At 63.3% G+C, this 21,026-nt stretch carries 21 protein-coding genes; 7 read left to right on the forward strand and 14 right to left on the reverse strand.

Annotation, left to right across the window (positions count from 1 at the left end; genetic code table 11):
* Positions 1–14 precede the first annotated feature (14 nt).
* From BSF79_RS03515 to soxR, 4 genes are all read right to left on the reverse strand, one after another.
* Complete coding sequence (locus BSF79_RS03515) at positions 15–833, reverse strand: 4-(cytidine 5'-diphospho)-2-C-methyl-D-erythritol kinase (protein WP_090268349.1); 819 nt, start codon at positions 831–833, stop codon at positions 15–17.
* Positions 820–2,535 (reverse strand): tetratricopeptide repeat protein, encoded by a 1,716-nt coding sequence (locus tag BSF79_RS03520; RefSeq protein WP_090268352.1) that lies wholly within the window; start codon positions 2,533–2,535, stop codon positions 820–822. Before BSF79_RS03520 ends, BSF79_RS03515 begins: the two co-directional genes overlap by 14 nt.
* Before the next feature lie 169 nt (positions 2,536–2,704).
* Complete coding sequence (locus BSF79_RS03525) at positions 2,705–4,351, reverse strand: electron transfer flavoprotein-ubiquinone oxidoreductase (protein ID WP_090268355.1); 1,647 nt, start codon at positions 4,349–4,351, stop codon at positions 2,705–2,707.
* Between the two features lie 109 nt (positions 4,352–4,460).
* A complete protein-coding gene (soxR, locus tag BSF79_RS03530; RefSeq protein WP_090268358.1) occupies positions 4,461–4,940 on the reverse strand; it encodes a redox-sensitive transcriptional activator SoxR in 480 nt (159 codons plus the stop codon).
* A gap of 77 nt (positions 4,941–5,017) precedes the next feature.
* On the opposite strand from soxR, the gene BSF79_RS03535 reads away from it, so the two are divergent.
* From BSF79_RS03535 to BSF79_RS03545, 3 genes are all read left to right on the forward strand, one after another.
* Positions 5,018–5,401 carry a VOC family protein gene (locus BSF79_RS03535; RefSeq protein WP_090268359.1) on the forward strand — a complete coding sequence of 128 codons (384 nt, stop codon included), beginning with the start codon at positions 5,018–5,020 and terminating at the stop codon, positions 5,399–5,401.
* Positions 5,402–5,547: 146 nt separating this feature from the next.
* Positions 5,548–6,018 (forward strand): transcription elongation factor GreA, encoded by a 471-nt coding sequence (greA, locus tag BSF79_RS03540; protein ID WP_090268361.1) that lies wholly within the window; start codon positions 5,548–5,550, stop codon positions 6,016–6,018.
* Positions 6,019–6,036: 18 nt separating this feature from the next.
* A complete protein-coding gene (locus BSF79_RS03545; protein WP_090268364.1) occupies positions 6,037–7,059 on the forward strand; it encodes a hypothetical protein in 1,023 nt (340 codons plus the stop codon).
* On the opposite strand, the gene mobA is transcribed toward BSF79_RS03545, so the two are convergent.
* Entirely contained in the window at positions 7,056–7,637 is a 582-nt protein-coding gene (gene mobA, locus BSF79_RS03550; protein ID WP_090268366.1) for a molybdenum cofactor guanylyltransferase MobA, read from the reverse strand. The two genes, BSF79_RS03545 and mobA, sit on opposite strands and share 4 nt — an antisense overlap.
* 73 nt (positions 7,638–7,710) lie before the next feature.
* On the opposite strand from mobA, the gene BSF79_RS03555 reads away from it, so the two are divergent.
* Both BSF79_RS03555 and BSF79_RS03560 read left to right on the forward strand, forming a co-directional pair.
* A complete protein-coding gene (locus BSF79_RS03555) occupies positions 7,711–8,430 on the forward strand; it encodes an AzlC family ABC transporter permease (protein WP_090268368.1) in 720 nt (239 codons plus the stop codon).
* Positions 8,430–8,762 (forward strand): AzlD domain-containing protein, encoded by a 333-nt coding sequence (locus BSF79_RS03560; protein ID WP_090268370.1) that lies wholly within the window; start codon positions 8,430–8,432, stop codon positions 8,760–8,762. Before BSF79_RS03555 ends, BSF79_RS03560 begins: the two co-directional genes overlap by 1 nt.
* 8 nt (positions 8,763–8,770) lie before the next feature.
* Here BSF79_RS03560 and BSF79_RS03565 read toward each other — a convergent pair whose 3' ends face one another.
* The 5 genes from BSF79_RS03565 to BSF79_RS03585 all read right to left on the reverse strand — a co-directional run bounded on the left by BSF79_RS03565 (position 8,771) and on the right by BSF79_RS03585 (position 12,853).
* Complete coding sequence (locus BSF79_RS03565; protein WP_090268372.1) at positions 8,771–9,388, reverse strand: hypothetical protein; 618 nt, start codon at positions 9,386–9,388, stop codon at positions 8,771–8,773.
* Between the two features lie 43 nt (positions 9,389–9,431).
* The gene (locus BSF79_RS03570) at positions 9,432–9,581 is read right to left on the reverse strand and encodes an aa3-type cytochrome c oxidase subunit IV (protein ID WP_342741837.1); all 150 of its coding nucleotides are present in this window, start codon (positions 9,579–9,581) and stop codon (positions 9,432–9,434) included.
* 78 nt (positions 9,582–9,659) lie between these two features.
* Positions 9,660–10,112 carry a DUF6173 family protein gene (locus tag BSF79_RS03575; protein WP_090268373.1) on the reverse strand — a complete coding sequence of 151 codons (453 nt, stop codon included), beginning with the start codon at positions 10,110–10,112 and terminating at the stop codon, positions 9,660–9,662.
* 3 nt (positions 10,113–10,115) lie between these two features.
* Positions 10,116–11,162 (reverse strand): MBL fold metallo-hydrolase, encoded by a 1,047-nt coding sequence (locus BSF79_RS03580; RefSeq protein WP_245776306.1) that lies wholly within the window; start codon positions 11,160–11,162, stop codon positions 10,116–10,118.
* The gene (locus BSF79_RS03585) at positions 11,159–12,853 is read right to left on the reverse strand and encodes an acyl-CoA dehydrogenase (RefSeq protein ID WP_090268378.1); all 1,695 of its coding nucleotides are present in this window, start codon (positions 12,851–12,853) and stop codon (positions 11,159–11,161) included. The genes BSF79_RS03580 and BSF79_RS03585 overlap by 4 nt, the downstream gene beginning before the upstream one ends.
* 120 nt (positions 12,854–12,973) lie before the next feature.
* On the opposite strand from BSF79_RS03585, the gene BSF79_RS03590 reads away from it, so the two are divergent.
* On the forward strand, positions 12,974–13,924 hold the full coding sequence (locus tag BSF79_RS03590) for an L-threonylcarbamoyladenylate synthase (RefSeq protein WP_090268380.1): 951 nt from the start codon (positions 12,974–12,976) through the stop codon (positions 13,922–13,924).
* A 57-nt stretch (positions 13,925–13,981) separates the two neighbouring features.
* Here BSF79_RS03590 and BSF79_RS03595 read toward each other — a convergent pair whose 3' ends face one another.
* Positions 13,982–14,536: a YqgE/AlgH family protein gene (locus BSF79_RS03595; RefSeq protein WP_090268383.1), complete on the reverse strand. Its 555-nt coding sequence runs from the start codon at positions 14,534–14,536 to the stop codon at positions 13,982–13,984.
* 164 nt (positions 14,537–14,700) lie between these two features.
* On the opposite strand from BSF79_RS03595, the gene BSF79_RS03600 reads away from it, so the two are divergent.
* Entirely contained in the window at positions 14,701–15,513 is an 813-nt protein-coding gene (locus BSF79_RS03600) for a protein-disulfide reductase DsbD domain-containing protein (protein WP_090268385.1), read from the forward strand.
* On the opposite strand, the gene BSF79_RS03605 is transcribed toward BSF79_RS03600, so the two are convergent.
* The 3 genes from BSF79_RS03605 to moaB all read right to left on the reverse strand — a co-directional run bounded on the left by BSF79_RS03605 (position 15,489) and on the right by moaB (position 21,024).
* The gene (locus BSF79_RS03605; protein WP_090268387.1) at positions 15,489–18,914 is read right to left on the reverse strand and encodes an efflux RND transporter permease subunit; all 3,426 of its coding nucleotides are present in this window, start codon (positions 18,912–18,914) and stop codon (positions 15,489–15,491) included. The two genes, BSF79_RS03600 and BSF79_RS03605, sit on opposite strands and share 25 nt — an antisense overlap.
* A 3-nt stretch (positions 18,915–18,917) precedes the next feature.
* Positions 18,918–20,381, reverse strand: coding sequence for an efflux RND transporter periplasmic adaptor subunit (locus tag BSF79_RS03610; protein ID WP_090268389.1), 1,464 nt, complete (start codon positions 20,379–20,381; stop codon positions 18,918–18,920).
* A 100-nt stretch (positions 20,382–20,481) separates the two neighbouring features.
* Complete coding sequence (gene moaB, locus BSF79_RS03615; protein ID WP_090268391.1) at positions 20,482–21,024, reverse strand: molybdenum cofactor biosynthesis protein B; 543 nt, start codon at positions 21,022–21,024, stop codon at positions 20,482–20,484.
* Positions 21,025–21,026: the final 2 nt, after the last annotated feature.

Below are 21,026 nucleotides of genomic sequence, written 5' to 3' on the forward strand. Positions count from 1 at the left end.
GCCGGGCACATCGCTCACCGCAGCGCCACCGCCCGAACCCACCAGCCCGGCCGGTTCAGCCCTGCTGCGGCCTGTTGCGCCTGCTCTGCATCGGCAAACAGCCCGAAACACGTCGCCCCCGAGCCTGACATCCGCGCCAGAAGGCACCCCGCCTGCGCCGCAATTGCATCCAAAGCCGTCCCAATCACCGGCTGTACCGCGCGCGCCGGGGCCTCCAGATCATTGCGCTGCTGCGCCAGCCACGTCACCAGCCCCGGCAAATCCACCCCGACCGGCAGCTGCGTCATCGGCGGGTTATCCTTGCGCGCCAACCCCTTGAACACTGCCCCCGTGGGGACCTCGACACCGGGATTGACCAGAACCGCGGCGATTTCGGGCAGGTCCGTCACCGCCTCAACCTGCTCGCCAATGCCGCGCATCATCGCTGCCTGCGCCAGCAGGCACACCGGCACATCTGCCCCCAACGCAAGCCCCTGATCCGGCACAGGCCGGCCGGTCATCCCGGACAATGCACGCAAAACCGCTGCGGCATCCGATGACCCGCCACCAATGCCTGCCGCTGAGGGTAAATGCTTCTCCAGCTGTATCTCCGCCTGCGCGCCCATCAACGCCGCCGCGCGCAGCACAAGGTTCTCCGGCCCCGTCGGCACCCCCGCAGCCATCGGCCCGGTCACGCTCAGATCAGGCTCCTGCGCCATGCGCAGCCACAGCCGATCGCCGATATCGGCAAACACCACCAGCGAGTCCAACAAGTGATACCCGTCCGCCCGCTGGCCGGTGACATGCAGGGTCAGGTTGATCTTCGCCGACGCGAAGACCTCAGTTCCGGTCATCCGCCACCTTCAGCGGCGGCTCGCCATATTGCACCAAGACCGCATCCAGCCCGATCTCCAGCTTGGCCCTGATCCGGTCCGGGTCCACCTCGCCCGACGCATTCTCGTCGTCCACAAACGACAGCGCCCGACGCCACTGGAACTCGGCCTCGCGCTTGCGCCCAACGGCCCACAGCACATCGCCCAGATGGTCGTTGACCACCGGATCGACCGGCATCAGCTCGGCTGCGCGCTCCATATGCCCGACAGCCTCGTCATACCGGCCCAGCCGGTACAGAACCCAGCCCAGCGAATCGATGATATAACCGCTGTCAGGATTGCCCGCCGCAGCGCGCTCGATCATCGCCAGCGCCTCGTCCAGCTTGACCTTTTGCTCGACCATCGAATAGCCCAGATAGTTCAGCACCTGCGGCTGATCCGGGTTCAACTCCAGCGCCATTCGGAAATCCGCCTCGGCTGCGGGCCATTCGTTCAGCCGCTCATGGCTGATCGCACGCGCATAATAGATGAACCACTGTTCGTTCTCGGGCTTTTCATACAGCCCCAGCGCCCGATCATAGGCCCCCACCGCCGCATCATAGCGCTTCAGCTGCCGCATCAGATCGCCCAGCGTCACGTGCACGACCGGCAGGTCCCCATGGGTTTTCGCCAGCGATTCCAAGACCGTCACAGCCTCGTCCACCCGGTCTGACCGACGCAACGCCTCGGCCCGGCCCAGTTCAGCCGCATGGAAGGCAGCACTATCGCTCGGCACCCGCTGATAGGCCTCAACCGCCAGATCAAACCGCTCCAGATCGTCCAGAAGGCTGGCACTCAGCAGAACGGCGTCCGTATGATCGGGGCGAAGATATTCGGCAACGCGGGCATACAGCAGCGTGTAATCCGCCCCGGCCTCGCTGTTCAGGGCTGCTGCCACCGAATAAAACACCTCGGCCACACCGTCCTGCGGGCCGCGCATCATCGTGAACGGCAACGTCTTACCGCCCGCCAACGACGCCCGCAAAGCGCGCAAACCCGGATCCAGCTCGGACCCGAACAGCGCATCCACCAACGCAATCGCCTCGTCGCCACGCTCAAGCTGGCTCAGCATTTCAATCCGCGCAATCGCCCCGCGGCGGGTCATTTGCAGCGGCCCGCCAGCGTTTTCAGCGAAAATCGCCTCGGCCCCTTCAAAATCACCCACCGTCGCCAGCGCCAGCGCCTTGTGATACAGCGCAAAACCCGACAGGCCCCGCTCGTTGGCCACAGTGTCGAACGACTCCAGCGCGCCCGACACGTCGCCCTGCCCCATCTGCGCCCAGGCCCCGGCAAGCCCATCCACCAACGGGCCAACACCGTGGTCACTCAGGATACGCTCCAGCACTGCCGCATATTTTCCGCTGGCGACCTCATCGGCCATCAGCACCATTTGCGCCACCTGACTGCGCAGCCCATCGGCTTCGATCTTGCGTGCAATGGGAATCGCCCGCGACAATTGCCCCAACGACAGCTGCGACAGCGTCGCTGCCTCCAGCAGTTGCGGATTGCCCGGATCACGCGCCAGCGCGCGGGTGTAATACTCGGAGGCGGCCTGATAATCGGCCGTCATCCCGGCCTGACGCGCCGCCAGATAGGCTCCGGCAATGCCCTGCGCCTGTGCGCTTGGCGCCGCGACCGCTCCAACGGCCACGCAAAGTGCCAGCCCCAATATCCTGTTGCGCATGTGTGCAGCCTCTCTTGCCCGCGTTCTTTGCCATGTAACCTAGCGTTCCCGCCAGCAAACGCAATGTCAGGCGGCAAAACATCGCCGCTCGATTGCAAAGCAAAAGGGGCCGCACGTTTTCCGTGCGACCCCATATGATACTGATGCAATCGCGACCGCGTTGCGGGCGTTACATGTTGGGATAATTCGGCCCGTCGCCACCCTGCGGGGTGACCCAGTTGATGTTCTGGCTGGGGTCCTTGATATCGCAGGTCTTGCAATGCACGCAGTTCTGGAAGTTGATCACGAACCGCGGGTCCTTGCCCTCTTCGCGCACCACCTCATAAACGCCAGCCGGGCAATAGCGCTGCGCCGGTTCGTCAAACTTCGGCAGGTTGACCCCGATCGGCACCGACGAATCTTTCAGCTGCAAATGGCATGGCTGATTTTCTTCGTGATTGGTCATGCTGAAGGACACGTTTGTCAGCCTGTCAAAGCTCAGCTTACCATCGGGCTTCGGATACTCGATAACCTTATAATCCGCCGCCAGCCCGGTCGCTGCGGCATCGGTCTTGCCATGTTTCAGCGTGCCCAGCAACGAGAACCCAAAGGTGTTGGTCCACATGTCGAACCCGCCAACCGCAAGGCTGGGCATCAGGCCAAACTTCGACCACAGCGGTTTGACATTGCGCACCTTTTTCAGGTCCTTGCCAATGGCGCCACCGCGCACATCCGCCTCGTAATCCGGCAGCTCATCGCCGCTGCGCCCGGCCTGAATCGCCGCAAACGCCGCCTCGGCCGCCGCCTTGCCCGACAGCATCGCATTATGGTTGCCCTTGATGCGCGGCACGTTGACCATGCCCACCGAACAGCCCAGCAACGCACCGCCCGGGAAAGTCATCTTTGGCATTGACTGAATCCCACCCTCGGAAATCGCCCGCGCGCCATAGGCCACGCGCTTGCCGCCTTCCAGCAGCTTGGCAACCATCGGGTGGTGCTTGAACCGCTGGAATTCCATATACGGGAACAGATGCGGGTTTTTATAGTTCAAATGAACCACAAACCCGATGAAAATCTGATTGTTTTCCATGTGATAGATGAAAGACCCGCCCCCGGCATTGCCGCCCAAAGGCCAGCCCATCGTGTGCGAAACCGTGCCCTCGCTGTGCTTGGCGGGGTCGATTTCCCAGATCTCTTTCATGCCAAGGCCGAATTTCTGCGGCTCTTTCCCGGCACTCAGGTCGTACTTGGCGATCACTTCCTTGGACAGCGACCCGCGCACCCCCTCGGACAGGAACACATATTTGCCAAGCAGCTCCATCCCCGGCTCATACCCATCGCCGGGCGTGCCATCGGGGTTCTTGCCGAACTCGCCGGCCACAACGCCCTTAACTTCGCCATTCTCGCCATAGATCAGTTCCGAACACGACATGCCGGGGAAAATCTCAACGCCCAGCTCTTCGGCCTGCTCGGCCATCCAGCGACAGACATTCGCCATCGACACGATGTAATTGCCGTGGTTGTTCATCAGCGGCGGCATCGGCCAGTTCGGCACCCGAAGCTTGCCGGCCTCGCCCAGAACATAGAAGTTGTCTTTCTTCACCGGCACGTTCAGCGGCGCGCCTTTTTCTTTCCAATCGGGCATCAATGCGTCAAGCCCGCAGGGGTCCAGAACCGCGCCCGACAGAATATGCGCGCCCACTTCCGAGCCCTTCTCCAGAACAACAACGTTCACGTCAGCATCCAGTTGCTTCAGGCGGATCGCCGCAGACAGGCCGGCCGGGCCAGCCCCCACGATGACCACATCATATTCCATTGCTTCCCGTTCAACCAACATGGGTGGCCCTCCTCTGGATCACGTACGTAAGATAATTTCGTCAGTGGTTACCGCGCTGCAGCATTGCACGTCAATCACAACACAGCGTAAAAACACACTCTTGCAAGGCTCAATCGCCCGTGTCTGGCGCATCGCCCATAAGATAACGCGGCCCCGGCCCCTTGCGATGGGCCGCGTCCGCATGGTTATAAAGCGAACATTTGGGCAAGGACAAGCACCCGCATCCGATACAGCCATCCAGATCATCGCGCAGCTTTTCCAACGTGGTGATCCGCGCATCCAGCGCCGCGCGGAACTGCTGCGATATCCGCGCCCAATCTGCGGGGGTCGGTGTCCGCCCATCAGGCAGCCGGTCCAGCTCTTTGCGGATCTCGGCGATGGAAAAACCGAACTTCTGCGCGATCATCACGAAGGACAGCCGCCGAATATCTGATCGCTGAAACCGCCGCTGTCCGCCCGCATTGCGCCAGGCTTTGACCAACCCCTGCGCCTCGTAATACCGGATTGCCGACACCGCCAGCCCCGTCCGTTCAGACAACGCCCCGATTGGCAGGCCAGAAGATGCGCGTAACTGATTGTTATTGCTCACTTCAAAATCCTTGACCTAAAGTTAGGTTTAGAAACTACCCTGAACCCACATTCCAATTCAACTGCAAAGGACACATCATGCAGGCGCAACTTGAACATGCCAACTTCACCGTCTCTGACCCGCAGGCCACCGCCGCCTGGCTGTGCGAAATTTTCGGCTGGCACATCCGTTGGCAAGGCCCGGCGATGCAGACCGGGCACACCGTACATGTGGGCACCGACAGCGGCTATCTGGCCCTGTTCAGCCCCGGCACCCCTGACGCAGGCGCGCAATCCAGTTATCAAACCGTGGGCGGGCTGAACCATGTGGCCGTCACCGTGCCCGACCTGACCGAGGCCGAAGCACGCGTCAAACGCGCCGGTTTCAGCCCCAAAAACCACGCCGATTATGAACCCGGCAAGCGGTTTTACTTCCACGATCACGATGGAATTGAATTCGAGGTCGTTTCCTATGCAGCCTGACCTGCGGGCACCACAGGCGGCAATTCGCGCTTCGCCCATATAGGTATCTCTTGCATTGTCCCCCTGCTTTAGGTCAGGTATTTCAACTTATGAAATCAAAACGGTGGGTGCCCTGCGCCCGCCGTTCGTGTTGTGGAAGAGGGCTAATGGAAAAAATACCAATGACACGCGCAGGCCACACCGCGCTCGAAGTCGAACTGAAGCAACTGAAGTCCGTCGAGCGTCCGGCCATCATCAAGGCCATCGCAGAAGCGCGCGAGCATGGCGACCTGTCGGAAAATGCCGAATATCACTCGGCCCGTGAAAAACAAAGCTTCATCGAAGGCCGCGTCAAGGAACTGGAAGGCGTCATCTCGCTGGCCGAGGTGATCGACCCCAAAAACCTGTCCGGGGCGATCAAATTCGGGGCCACCGTCACTTTGGTTGACGAGGATACCGAAGAAGAAAAAACGTGGCAGATCGTCGGCGAGCACGAAGCCAATATCGAAAAAGGCCTGCTGAACATCAAATCGCCCATCGCCCGCGCCCTGATCGGCAAAGACGAAGGCGACAGCGTCGAGGTCAACACCCCCGGCGGACGGCGCTCGTATGAGGTGATCAAGATCACCTATTCCTGATAGCGGACGGAACCAGACATGGCCGAAAAGCACGACAGCCGACCGACCCCTTTGGGCATCTACGACAAGCCCACAAAGGTCACAGTGACGGCAATCGAAATCATTGCGGCGCTGCTCAGCGTGCTTTGGCTGCTCGGCGCGGCTGTGTTTTTTCTGACGCTGGATGCCCCCCCGTCACCAGAGACCGAGCCCGGCGGGCTGCGGTTTCTGATGACGATGCTGGCGATTTTCCTGCCGGTCGCAATGATCTGGGTCGGGGCCACCGCCGCCCGCTCCAGCCGGGTCATGCGCGAGGAAAGCGCAAGGCTTCAGGCCGCGATTGACGGGATCCGGCAGGCGTATGTTGCGCAAAACCAGGGGCACGGCCCCGCCGCCGAACCGTCGGTCGCACGCAAGCTCGACGAGATCGCGGCCGCGCAGCGCAAGACCGAAACCGCAATCGCCACGTTCACCTCCTCGCGAGAGCGCCCTTTGGCGATCCGTCCGGCCGCCAAATCGTCGGCCGACAACGCGGCAGCCGACCATCAGGCCGCCCTGCCCCTTGGCACCCCAGCCGAAGAACTCGGCCCACCGCTACAGCGGGCTGATTTCATCCGCGCGATGAACTTTCCTGAAACGGCCGAGGATGAGGAAGGCTTTGCCGCCCTGCGCAAGGCCCTCAAGGACCGGCAGGCCGCACAGCTTATTCAGGCCAGTCAGGACATTCTGACCCTGCTGTCGCAGGACGGCATTTACATGGATGACCTGCGCCCCGACATGGCCCGCCCCGAGGTCTGGCGCCGCTTCGCATCTGGCGAGCGTGGGCGCGCCGTGGCTGCCCTTGGTGGCATCCGCGATCGCAGTTCGCTGGCGCTGACCGCCGGGCGGATGAAACAAGACCCGATTTTCCGCGACGCCGCGCATCATTTCCTGCGCCGGTTCGACAAGATGTTCGCCGAGTTCGAAGCCACCGCTTCGGACAGCGAAATTTCTGACCTGTCCGACACCCGTACCGCCCGCGCCTTCATGCTGCTGGGGCGTGTCGCCGGGATCTTCGACTAAACCCGCGCGGCCGCTTTCGCCAGATCTTCGGGCGTGTTGATGTTGAAAAACGCCGTTTCCGCCTCCGGTTCGCTGAACGGCGCGTGTGCCGCGCCCATGGCATCGCACAATTCCAACACCCTGCGCGTGCCGCCAAGCACCGCCTCGCGCACCTCCCCCCTCCGCGCCACGGGCCATAGCGCAAAGGTCGGATGCACCCGTTCAGCAACCGCCACCGCCAACCCGCCGTTCCCCGCCAACAACAGCCGTGGCACCAGATCGCAGGGAAAAAACGGCGTGTCCGCCGCCACCGTCACAATCGCGTCGAATCCACAACCTGCGGCCCAGTCCAGCCCGGCCAGCACCCCGGCCAGTGGCCCCGCATCCGCGACCCCATCCGCCAGAACCGGCAGGCCAAACCCCGCGAACCGCGCCGCATCGCCATTGGCATTCAACGCCACCTTGGCAACCTGCGGCTCCAGTCGCGCCACCACCTGATCCAGAACCACACCACCGCCCAGCGGCAGCAGGCATTTGTCGCCACCGCCCATGCGCCGCGCATTGCCGCCTGCCAGAATAACCCCTGCCGGTTGTTTCATTTCGCCCACCTCAATTGCATCCCCCTGCTTTCGCAGATACGTCTGGTGCTGCGCAACTGTTCAAAGCCCTGCAATGTCCGACACCCACACAAATTCAACCTACTGGCAAGGCGTCCGCGACTCGCTGCCGTTTTTGCTGGTTATATCGCCCTTCGGCATCCTGTTCGGTGTCGTCGCGACCGAAGCTGGCCTGAACCTGCTCGAAACCATGAGCTTTTCCATCGTCGTCATCGCAGGCGCCGCGCAATTCACTGCGCTTCAGCTGATGAGCGAACACGCCCCAACCTTTGTTGTGCTGGCCTCGGCACTGGCGGTCAACCTGCGCATGGCGATGTATTCCGCCTCGCTGACCCCGCATCTGGGCGCAGCCCCGCTGTGGCAACGGGCTTTAATCGCTTATTTCACCGTCGACCAAAGCTATGCCTGCTCAATCACCGCCTACGAAAACAATCCAGGCTGGAGCACCCGCCAAAAGGTGGCGTATTTCTTTGGCACCGTCACATCGGTCTGCCCGGCGTGGTATGTGATGACCTATGTCGGGGCGATGATCGGCACTGCGATCCCGCCCGAACTGGCGCTGGATTTCGCTGTGCCCATCACCTTCATCGCCATTGTTGCCCCGATGCTGCGCACCCCGGCCCACCGGGCCGCCGCGGCCACCTCGGTCGTGCTGGCGTTGGTCTTCAGCTTCATCCCCTACAACCTCGGCCTGATGGTCGCCGGAGTGGGCGGCATGATGGCCGGCGCGCGGGTCGAGCTTTGGCAAAACCGCAAAGAGCAAGAGGTCGCATAATGGACGGGATCGACAAAACAACCCTCTGGACCGTGATCATCCTGCTGGGCTTGGGCAGCTTCGGTTTGCGCTTTGTCTTCACCGGGATCATCGGCGACCGGTCGATGCCCGAATGGGTCCTGCGCCACCTGCGCTATACCGCCGTGGCGGTTCTGCCGGGACTGGTGGCACCGCTCGTGGTCTGGCCCGCGGCCACGCAAGGCCAGATTGACCCACCGCGCGTGATTGCGGCGCTCGTCACGCTGGGGGTCGGGTATTTCACGAAAAACGTGCTGGCCGCCATCGGCTTGGGGGCGTGCAGCCTTTACGCGGCGCTCTATCTGTTCGGCTGATCCGCGCGTCAGGAGGCCGAGGCCGCTTTGACCGGATCATACTCGCGCAGCGCCTTGAACCGGTCTTCGTCGTCATATTCATACAGGCTGCGGGTGCTGACAGTCGGCACTTCGCCAAACTGCGCTGACAGCGCATTCGGAAACATGGTGCGCCGGACATTCAGCCCCGGCAGCTGGCTCAGGATCGCCGAGGTGCTTTGCGCGCACATCGCATCAGGCACTTCGCCGTACCCCTGCGCCAGCTGAAGCGCCTGCTCCGCCACTTCGGGCGAGACCTGAAGCCGCTGCACCACGACGTGATAGGTCTTGCGCGCATGGAACCGGGTATACACGTCTTCGACGTAGGGGGTGACGTTATAAACCACGTCATCGCGCGCCACGATCGCCTTGTCCCGGAATGACCCGGCAGGATCAAAAATGACCCGCTGGCTGCCATTGATCATCAGCGCCGAATGCGCGCCCGATCCGGTCGAGTTGCTGACCATTGTAAACAGGGTCAGCTCTGGCGGCCCGTCATAACGGTATGCTGAACGCGCCACCGCTTCATCTGTTACGGGCGGGTCGTGTTTGACCGCGCAGCCTGCGGTAACGGAAAGCGCAAACAACGTCAGAACCAATTTACGCATACCGAACCCTTCCGTCACACAGCCCCGAAACAGGGCGGCGATGTTAGCCGCCGACCAGAGCCATGAAAAGCAGAACGCAGATGATGGCGATGACCGATTTCGTCACAAAGCTGACGAACCCGTCAAAGGTTTCTTCCTGAACTGTGGTATCCATGTTGCCGTGCTTGTGATCCGCCATTTTGCGTTCCTTCATATTGCATGTTTGCCTGCTGATTAGCGGATTTTTTCGGCCCTGTCACCACGACAAAACCAACCCACCCGCGCCGTAAGATCAGGTTGTTGCCAGATCCGCCGCCAGCCGAAAGCCGATCCGCTTGGGGGCCTCTTGCTTGACCGTTTTTGGCAAGGCCCGCAGAATCACGCTCAGCTGGCTGACATGCTGAATAAGCTGGGTCTTTGCCCCACTTGCGTCGCTGCCATAAAACGTCACGATATCGGGGTCGAAATATCCCATCCCCTCGATCCGCAGCACACCGGCATCGCCGCCGACAAAGCCCATGGCGATCTCGTGCTCGCTGTCCAACTGCTGTTCGAAGCTCTGGATATACAGCACCAGCCGTTCATAGGCCCATTCCGCCGGGCTTTTCTGCGTCACCGGCTTGGCCGTGACCTCGGCGGGCACCTCGGTGTTGCAGGGCATGTCAGGGTCGGAATGCACCTCGTGACGGCGCGGCAGCGCATCCAGTTCATACGCCTCCGCCGAGGTCGAGATCATGTTGTCCATCGCCTATTCCTTCATCTGCCAAAGCCAGGCGTCATCATCGCGCCGCCTGCGCGTCACCTCGCCAGTCTGATGCAAATGATTGAGATGCGCCACCGCTTCGACAAGGGCCAAGCCATATGTGCCAAAGTCGATCGTGCGCTTGAACAGCGGCGGGAAACACTCCACCGCAGTGCGCGGCTCGACCAGATGGGCGCGCAAACGGCGCAACCCGCCATGATGATTGTCGATCAGTTGCCGCATTCGCACCGGCATCCCGGTGAACGGCAACTTATGCCCGCCCAGCACCAAATGGTCCGCACGCGCCATCGCCCCCAACCGGGTGCAGCTTTCCAGCCACTCGCCCAAAGGGTCAGCCTCCGGCTCGGTCGCATGAACCCCGATGTTGGGGCTGATCGAGGGCAGGATCTGATCGCCTGCCAGCACCAGATGGTCATCGCGGCTCCACAGCGTCAGATGCTCGGGCGCGTGGCCATTGCCGATATGCACATCCCAATCGCGCCCCGCTGCCCGAATCATATCGCCTTGCTGCACACGGGTATATCCCACCGGCAAAGCATACCCGATATCGGCAAAGTTGAAGGGGCGTTCAGACACGCGTTTGTCAAACACCTCGGGCGCCATGCCCGCACTGCGCCAAAAGGCCTTTGCTTGCGGCGAAACCTCGGTCTCGACATCCAGCAGCAACATCCGCGCCATCAAGAACGCCGTCCGCGTGGTGATCAACTCGGCGCCGAACCGCTCGATAAACCAGCCCACCATCCCCACGTGATCCGGGTGGTGATGCGTCAGGATCACGCGCGAAACCGGCTTGCCGCCCATTGGCCCTGCCAGCAGATCCTCCCACAGTGCGACCGTACGCTTGGAATACACCCCGGCGTCAACGATGGTCCAGCTATCGCCCTCGTCCAGCGCATAGATGTTCACATGATCCAGCGCCATCGGCAGCGGCATCCTGATCCACAAGACCCCCTCGGCCACCGGAATACACTGCCCGCCTTCAGGCGGTGTATCCCAAGGGTAGCGGATACCGCCGCCCACTGGCTTGCTCACGCCGACATCTCTTCGACGCTGAAGTCATACAAATCATCAGCCCCAGCCATCGCATGGGTCAACAGTGCCTCATGCTCGGGCAACAGGCGCTGGACATAGAACCGCGCCAGCTTCGAACGTGCGCCCTTGCCGCCCTCGGCCATCGCAGCCTTCAGGTGGTAATGCCCACCCAACACCCGCGCAAAGGCCTTCAGGAATGGCACCGACCCGGCGAAACGTGTGTTCATGTCCTTTTGGGCCACCAACCATTCCAGCGCCTCCCGCAGTGTCTCGGCCGCCTGCCAGACCGGCTCGGCCAGCTTCGGCAGGGTCTCGCGCGCAGTCTCTGCATGTGCCTCGATCTCGTCCAGCAAAACAAAAGCCGCCTCGCCGCCATCCATCATCTTACGCCCGACAAGGTCCATCGCCTGAATGCCATTGGTACCTTCGTAAATCGCGGTGATGCGCACATCGCGGCTGAACTGCGCCGCGCCGGTCTCCTCGATGAACCCCATGCCGCCATGCACCTGCACACCAATCTCGGCGACCTCGATCCCCACATCGGTCGAAAACGCCTTGGCGATCGGAGTCAGCAAGGCGCCGCGCGCGATCCATTCCGCGCTGCCCGTCGCGCTCGCCATATCCAGCGCGACCGCACAGCACATCACGGTCGACCGCGCCGCAAAGGTCTCTGCCTTCATCGTCAGCAGCATCCGCCGCACGTCGGCGTGGTTGATGATCGCCCCCATCTGGTTGCGCTCCTGCGCATAGGCCAGCGCGTGCTGATACGCCGCCTCGGCCACACCCACACCCTGCGCCCCCACGCCCAGACGGGCGTTGTTCATCATCGTGAACATCGCGGCCATGCCCTTGTGCGGCTCGCCTACCAGCCAGCCCTTGGCGCCATCGAACTGCATCACCGCCGTCGGGCTGCCGTGAATGCCCAGCTTGTGCTCCAGGCTGACAACATTCAGCGTGTTGGCCACGCCGGGGTTACCATCGGCATCTGGAAGATACTTCGGCACCATGAACAGGCTGATCCCCTTGGTCCCGGCCACCCCATCGGGCAGACGCGCCAACACCAGATGACAGACATTGCCGCCAAAATCGTGGTCGCCCCAAGTGATAAAGATCTTCTGGCCGGTCACGGCATAGCTGCCATCGCCATTCGGCTCGGCCTTGGATTTCAACGCGCCCACATCGCTGCCCGCCTGCGGCTCGGTCAGGTTCATCGTCCCGGTCCACTCGCCGCTGATCAGCTTGGGCAGGTACGTGTCCCTGATCTCGGCGCTAGCGTGATGCTCCAAGGCCTCAACCTGTCCCTGTGTCAAAAGCGTGCAAAGCCCCAGCGCCATATTGCTCGCCGCCATCATCTCGTTGAACGCCGTCGTCATCGTCAAAGGCAACCCCATGCCGCCATAGGCCTCCGGTGCCGACACCGCGACCCAACCGCCCTCGGCCAATTCCTTGAACGCCTCGGCAAACCCCGGCGAGGTCCGCACCACACCGTTCTCCAACCGCGCCGGCGTCAGATCCCCCTCGCGCAGCGTCGGATAAATCACGTCCTCGCACAGCCGCCCGGCCCCCTCCAGAATGGCATCGGTCACATCCGACGTGGCCTCGGCGAACTTTTCGGTGGCCCGGACCTGATCCAGATGCGACACATGGTCGAAAATAAAGCGGTAATCCTCTACGGGTGCACGATAGGGCATGACTGTCTCCTCCTGACGAACGGCTTGGAAATAATTTCTGCCGCTTGTATGCAAATATCCTTGAGGTGCAATGTAAAGAAGCGCACGCCCCCTTCAATCAAAACGCGGCGTCATAGGGTCATGAACAATATTCAAACCGAACACTTATCGCCTGACGCCTCCGGGCTGTCCCGCGCCGCGGAATTGCTTTCCGCAGGCGGGCTTGTCGCCTTCCCGACCGAAACGGTTTACGGCCTCGGCGCCGATGCCCGCAACGATCTGGCCGTCGCCCGCATATTCGAGGCCAAAGGCCGCCCGCGCTTCAACCCGCTGATCGTGCATGTCGCCTCGGCCAGCGCCGCACAGCGCTATGTCACCTGGTCGGATACCGCCGAAAAACTGGCCCGCGCCTTCTGGCCCGGCCCCCTCACGCTGGTACTGCCACTGAAACCCGGCACCGGCCTGTCGCCGCTGGTCACGGCCGAACTGCCAACCCTTGCCATTCGCGTCCCGGCCCACCCGCTGGCGCACCAATTGCTCAGCACCTTCGATGGCCCCGTCGCCGCGCCCTCGGCCAACCCGTCAGGCAAGATCAGCCCCACCACCGCCGCCCATGTCACCGAAGGGCTCTCAGGCCGGATCGAGGCGATCTTGGATGGCGGCCCCTGCCCCGTCGGCGTCGAATCCACCATTCTCGGCCTGTCCGGCACGCCCACCCTGCTGCGCCCCGGCGGCATCCCCGCCGAAGCGATCGAACAGATCCTCGGCGCGCCGCTGGCGCATCACACAACCGCCGATCCGCTGACCGCCCCCGGCCAGATGCTGTCACATTACGCCCCCGGCGCCCGCGTCCGCCTGAATGCCACCAGCACCACCGCCGACGAACTCCTGCTCGGCTTCGGCCCGGTGGACTGCGCCCTCAACCTGTCGCCAACCGGCTCCCTGACCGAAGCTGCGGCAAACCTCTTCCACCACCTGCACGCGCTGGATGCAAAACAGCCCAAGGGCATCGCCGTCTCGCCGATTCCGGACACCGGCCTTGGCCGCGCCATCAACGACCGCCTCCGCCGTGCCGCCGCGCCGCGCGACTGATATCATGCGCCTGACTGTGGTTTCTTTCTGACAAAAATACTCACTGCACCGCCGGTGTCAGGCGTGACCGGCCTCGGGCGACAGCATCAACGCCTCAACCCCAAGACTGCGCAACGCCGCCTGCCACTTGTCGCGATCCGCCGTGGCGAACACCAACTCGGCGCTCGCGTCACAGGTCAGCCAGCCGTTCTGCGCAATCTCGGCCTCAAGCTGCCCCGGTCCCCACCCGGCATAGCCAAGCCCCAGAATCGCCTGCTCCGGGCCTTTGCCCTCCGCCAGTTCCTCCAGCACATCCAGCGTCGCCGTCAGGCCAAAGCCGCCCTCGACCCGCAGCGTATTCAGAAACGAGACATAATCCAGAGAGTGCAGCACAAAGCCCCGCCCGGTCTCGACCGGCCCGCCGATATGAACGCCAATCTCCCGCGTCTTCGGCCCGGCTTCGATCGACAGCTGCTCCAACATATCCTTCAGGCTCAGCTCGCCCGTGGGCTTGTTGATGATCAACCCCATCGCGCCCTCATCGGAATGGGCACAAATCAGCACCACCGCTTTTTCAAACCGGGGGTCGCCCATCGCGGGCATGGCAATCAACAGCTTTCCGGTCAGATCCATTCTGGCAGTCCAATCCTGTCCAATCCTGTGGCTTCCCTACAAATAGGCATCCCTGCCCCGCCGGTCCAGCACCGCGCCTGAAAAACGTGCCCCCAAGCCCACACACGCGCGCCTCGCCCGAAAGTGAGTTGGCTTTGCACGCGTTTTGCCGCATCTCAGAGTACATGATCAAACGCACGCTCCTGTCCCTTCTGGCAAGCTTCGCCTTTGCCGCGCCTGCCGCCGCCACCAACCCCTATGCCGAAATGGTCCGGCTCGAGGTCCTGCCGGGCTGGCATCAAGCCAACGGCACGCATATCGCGGCGCTCAGGATCACACTGGCGCCGGGCTGGAAAACCTATTGGCGTGCGCCGGGGGACGCGGGCATTCCGCCCTCGATCCGCTGGGCCGGATCGCGCAACCTGACCAACGCCACGCCGCAATGGCCAACACCAGTGGTGTTCTCGCAAAACGGCATGCGCTCGGTCGGGTATAAGCACGAACTGATCCTGCCGCTGGTCCTGACCCCGCAAAACGTCGGCAAACCGATCACCCTGAAAGGCCAGCTTCAGATCGGCATCTGCAACGACATCTGCGTGCCTGCGGACCTCAGCTTTGATCTGTCGCTGCCACAGGGCGCCACCCGCCCCGATCCTGCCATTGCCTCGGCGCTGGCCAGCCAACCCTTTTCGGGCGACAAGGCCGGGCTAAGCGCGGTCCACTGCGCCGTCTCTCCCACCGCTGACGGGCTTTTGCTCAGCGCCGACATCACCCTGCCCTCTGCCGGAGCCGAGGAATACGCCGTGGTTGAAACCGCCGACCCACAGGTCTGGGTGGCCGAGGCCGAAACCAGCCGCACCGGCAACCGCCTGCATGTGGAAACCCAACTGATGCATGTCGAAGGCGGCGCCTTCGCGCTCGACCGCTCCGGCATCCGCATCACCGTGCTTGGCACCCGGCACGCGGTCGATATTCAGGGCTGCCCAGCGGCGCCCTGATCCGGGCCCTGCGCCGCCCGCCGCCAGCGCAGCCCATAGGTCACCGCCGACACCGCGAACAGCACCAGCACCCACAGCGCCGCACCGGCCAGAAACAGCCCCAGCGCCACCGCCATCGGTGCCGATCCCGCCGCTTCCGGCAGCAACGCGGCCAGCGGCGGATACACCGCACCCTGCCACACCGCCCAGCCCAGCGTCAGCGCCAACCAAGCCACAACACCCGCGGCGCCAATCGCCACCGGCACCCGCAGCCCCGGCACCCGGATCGCCCGCCGCAACGCCACCACCTGCCGCATCACATCCTGCTGGATCGCCATCAAGGCTGGCACCACAAGCAGCACCAGAACCATCCCGAACCCCAGCCCGTACACCAGCGTGATCACCGTCGGCCGCAAGAACTGCGCCTGCTGCGAGGTTTCATACAACAGCGGCGCCAGCCCCAGAACCGTGGTCAGCGTCGTCAGCAACACCGGGCGCAGCCGGTCCGCCGTCCCGTCGATGATCGACGGCACCAACCCGCGTTCCTCGGCATATTCGTCAATCGTCGACACCAAAACGATGGAATCGTTGATGATGATCCCCGTCATCCCCAACAGCCCGACCACACTGAACATCGACAACGGCACATCCCACAGCGCATGACCCCAGATCGTTCCGACCAATCCGAACGGAATAATCGCCATCACCACCAAGGGCCGGGTCCAACTGGAAAACACCCAGGCCAACACCAGATAAATCCCCGCCAGACACAGGGTCAGACCGGTGCGCGCCTCGGACAGGAAATCGCTTTCCTGCTCTGCCAGGCCCGACATCCGCCACTCCACCTGCTTTTCGCTGGCAATGCGCGGCAGGATTTCGCTTTCCAGCGCCGCGCTGATCTCGGCTGCGCGGGCCGGATCATCTTCGGAAATGTCGCCCGTGACCGAAATCACCCGCAGCCCGTTTTCCCGCCGCACCGTCGAAAACCCGGCGCGCGTCGTGACGCTGACAATATCCGCCAGCGGCACATATTCCCCCGCAGGCGAGCGCAGCTGCATCCGCTCCAGAAAATCTGCAGTCAGCTCATTCTCCGGCAGCTCCACCTGGATCGAGGCACTGCGCGGCCCCTCGGGATAGGTCGCCGCCTCCAACCCGTTCAGCCGGTGCCGCAACACCCGACCCAACCCGTCGATGGTGAACCCCAGCGCCTGCCCCTGCGGCGTCAGCTCAAGGATCAGCTCCTGCTTGTCATAGGCCAGATTATCCTCAACCGCCGACACCTCGGGGAACCGCGCCAGCGCCTGTTTCAGCGCCTCGCTGGCCTGTTTCAGCGTATCCGCCGACGCGCCATAGAACTGCACATCCAACGCCTCGCCGCCCGGCCCCGACCGCCAGCCGCGAAAACTCAGCGTTTCGGTCATCGGATGCTGGCGCAACGCCTCCTGCAAATCCGCGACAAAGGCAAAACTGGAATAGGGCCGCAGATCCGCGTCGATCAGTTCGATGGCAATCCCGCCCAGCAAATCCTCGTCCTTGCTGTCCGCACCGGGCAAAGGTCGCCCCGAATTGCCGCCAATTTCGGCCACCACGTAGTCAATCGGATTGCGACCATAGCGCGCCTCGTACTGGCGCCCCAACTCTTCGGTCGCGCGCTGCATTTCGCGCATCATCTCCAACGACTCCGACCGCGTCGCGCCTTCAAGCATGGCGAAATTTCCGGTCACGCTGCCGCGCTCGGGCGAGTTGAAGAACCGCCACGGCACATCCCCGCGCGCGAACAGCGCAAGCTGGCTGGCCAGGATCAGAATAACCCCCGCCAGCACCGGATACCGCGCCCAGACCACCCCGGCCATCATCGGCCGAAACAGCGCCGTGCGCGCCCGGACAAACCCACGGTTCACCATCCGGCTGGGCCAGTCATACCAATGTTCTTTGGCCGAATGCGTCAGCGCATGCGACATGTGGTTCGGCAGGATCAGAAAACACTCCACCAACGAGGCCGCCAAGACCACAATCACCGTGAACGGAATATCGGCGATCATATCGCCAAACCGCCCGCCAATCGCGGTCAGCCCGAAAAATGCGATGACGGTGGTCAACGTGGCCGAAAACACCGGCAGCGCCATCTTGCGCGCGGCATTTTCCGCCGCCTGAACCGGCCCCTCGCCCAGCTTGCGCAGGCGCGCGTCCGCGTGCTCGCCGACCACAATGGCATCGTCCACCACAATGCCCAGCGTGATGATCAGCGCAAACAGGCTGATCATGTTGATCGTCAACCCCGCCATATACATCAGCGCAATCGCCGACAGCATCGACACCGGAATGCCCGCCGCAACCCAGAACGCGATCCGCGCGTTCAGGAACAAGAACAGCAGCGCCACCACCAACAGCAGCCCCATCGCACCATTGTCGATCAGAATGTTCAAACGCCCGCTGATCGCCTCGGCGCGGGTGCGGATCAGATCAACTTGCACCCCCTGCGGCAAGGTCGCCTGCAAGGCGTCCGCCACATCCTCGACCTGCCGCTGGATCTTGATCGCGTCACCCGCCGCAGACCGATCAATCCGCACGGAAATCGCCGGGTTGTCGCCCACGAAATAGCTGCGCTGACGGTCCGATTCCAGCCGCAACACCCGCGCCACATCGCCCACCGTCAGGCTTGACCCATCGTCGTTCGAGCGCAAAACGATCCGCTCGATTTGCTCGGGCGAGCGTTTTTCCACCCCGGTCCGCACCCGCGCATTGGCCCCGGTCACATCGCCCGCCGGATCGGTATCCACCTCTTCGGCAATGGCCTCGGCGATCTGCTGCATCGTCACATCATGTGCAATCAGGTTGACCGAGGGCACCTCGACCACCGTTTCCGGCCCCGCCACCCCCCGGATCGTGGCCCGCGTCACCCCTGCCGCAAACAGCCGGACAACGAATTCATCGGCAAACCGGCCAAGCTGCGGTGGTGCCACCGGGCCGGTGATCACCACATCCGTCACCCGGTCGCGCCACGCCCCACGGGTTATGCGCGGTTCTTCGGCCTCCTCGGGCAGGGTCGTCACCGTGTCCACCGCCGCCTGCACCTCGTCGGCGGCGCGGCCCATGTCCCATTCCGGCTCGAAACTCAGCGTGATTGTCGCCCGCCCCTCGCGGCTGGAGCTTTCGCTGCTTTCCACGCCCTCGACGACCAACAGACCGGGTTCCAGCACCTGCACGATGGCCGCATCCACGTCCTCGGCCCCGGCGCCCTTCCACACGACCGAGACCGTGACATCATCCACCACCACATCGGGAAAGAACTGCGCCCGCATCCGCGGCACCGCGGTCAGCCCCGCGATCATCAAAATGACCAGCAACAGGTTCGCCGCCGTCTTGTGGCGCGTGAAATACGACAGTATCCCGCCCGCAGCCTCCGGGATCGCGCGCACCATGCCCTATCCCCCCATCCGGGATTCAAGCCGCTGAACCATCTGCGCAGGCACCTTTTCGTCCTGCAACCGGGTCAGGATCCGGGTCCGCACATCCGCAGGCAGCGCCTGATTGTCCTCGACAAACGACACCAACCGCGCCCGCCGCTCGGCGCTCAGCTCGACCATATCTGGCACTTCAGCAGCCACTGCTGCCTCCTCGGCCGGGCGCAATACCCGCACCTTGATCCCCGCGCCCAACAGTGGTGTGCGCTCGGCCACCACCTCGCGCCCGGCAAGGCCTGGCGCGCGCACCAGAACATCGTCGCCCTGCCGCCGCAGCAACTCCACTGCCAACGCCTCAAGCCGCTCGTCGTCGTCCAAAACCAGCACATTGCCCGCAGAATCCAGCGCCTTCGACGGCAACCGCACCACGCGCTCCAACGGCGGTTCCTCCACTGCGACACTGACAAAATCGCCCGGCTTCAGCCCGCGCGGCTGATCAATCCGGGCAAAGATCAACCGACCGGTCTGCCCCTCGCCCACCGCCGCACTGTCGCGGCTGATCTGTCCGGGGGTGACCAGATCAACGCCGTACACATCCAGCGTCACCTGTACCGGCGCCGGAATAAGCCGTCCCTGCGCATCCAGCAGCCGCGCGTATTGCGGCGTGGAAATCCGAAACGCCACCTCCAGCGCATCACCGTCGATCAACCGCGCCAACTGCTCGTTGAGCGAGACCAGACCGCCCTCAACCACAGCCACCTGATCCAGCGTGCCCGAAAACCCCGCCCGGATCACCGTGTCCGCCAACCGCCGCTCGGCCTCGGCCAGCGCGATGCTGGCCCGCGCCAACGTGGTCGCCGCCTGATCCACTCGCGCCTCAGCCTGCGCCAGCGCTTGGCGCCGCGACACAACCGCCTGCCGCGCGGACGAGGCCGCAAGCTCGGCCGTCTCCACCGCCGCATCGGTCACAACCCCCCGCGTGGACAGCTCTTTTTGCCGCTGAAACGCGCGTTCGCGCAGCTCTGCCTGCTCTTGGGTCGCCGACAGCTCATCGCGCGCCAACTCCAGCGCGCGCGCCGCATCGCGGGTCTCGGCCTCGGCATCCAACTGATCATTCTTCGCCCGGTCCAGCGCCGATTGCGCATTCGCCGGATCAATCCGCGCCAAGACCTGCCCGGCCTCGACCCTGCTGCCTTCCTCGAAATCCTGCGACAGCTCGATCACCGTGCCCGCCACCGCCGCCCGGATCTCCAGCGTGCGACGGCTTTGGACCTGACCAAAGGCGGTCAAAACCGGGCTCAGCGTCTGTGGTTCGGCCTGTACGACCGTGACCGCGAACACCCGCTCGCGCGCCTGTGGCACATGCGCCTCTTTGGCCAGCCGGGCCTGGATCGCATCGCGCACCATGGCGCCGGCATAAATCACCATCCCCAATGTCAGCGACATCAGGAACAAACCGGTCAGGCTTTGGCGCAGAAATCGCATGTGGGATCAGACCTCGGACTGCGGGCATTCACCGCGTAAGTGTATTAACTAGCCGACTCAGAGCAAATGCCAAACTATACGTCTATAACGCGGCATCCCGTCACTTCCGTCGCTTATGCTCTTCCAGACGCGGGAAAATCTCGACAAAGTTACAGGGCATGTGGCGATAATCCAGCTGATGGCACAAAATTTCATCCCACGCATCCTTGCACGCCCCGGTGCTGCCCGGCAGCGCAAACAGATAAGTGCCCCCCGCAACGCCCCCCGTGGCGCGGCTTTGCACGGCGCTGGTGCCGATCTTCTGCATCGACACGATGGTGAACACCGTGCCGAACGCCTCGATCTCTTTCTCATATACATCGCGGTGCGCCTCGACCGTCACGTCGCGCCCCGTCAACCCGGTCCCCCCGGTCGAGATAATCACATCCACATCCTTGTCGGCGATCCACACCCGCAACTGCGCCGCAATATCCGTGCGCTCGTCGCGGATGATCTTGCGGTCGGCCAGAATATGCCCCGCGCCCTCGATCCGCCCCACCAATGTATCGCCCGAGCGGTCCTCGGCCAAACTCCGGCTGTCCGACACCGTCAGCACCGCAATCCGCACCGGGATAAACTCTTTGCTCTCATCAATCCGTGCCATGC

It is taken from the genome of Thalassovita taeanensis, from assembly GCF_900110775.1.
Lineage (GTDB): Bacteria > Pseudomonadota > Alphaproteobacteria > Rhodobacterales > Rhodobacteraceae > Litorimicrobium > Litorimicrobium taeanense.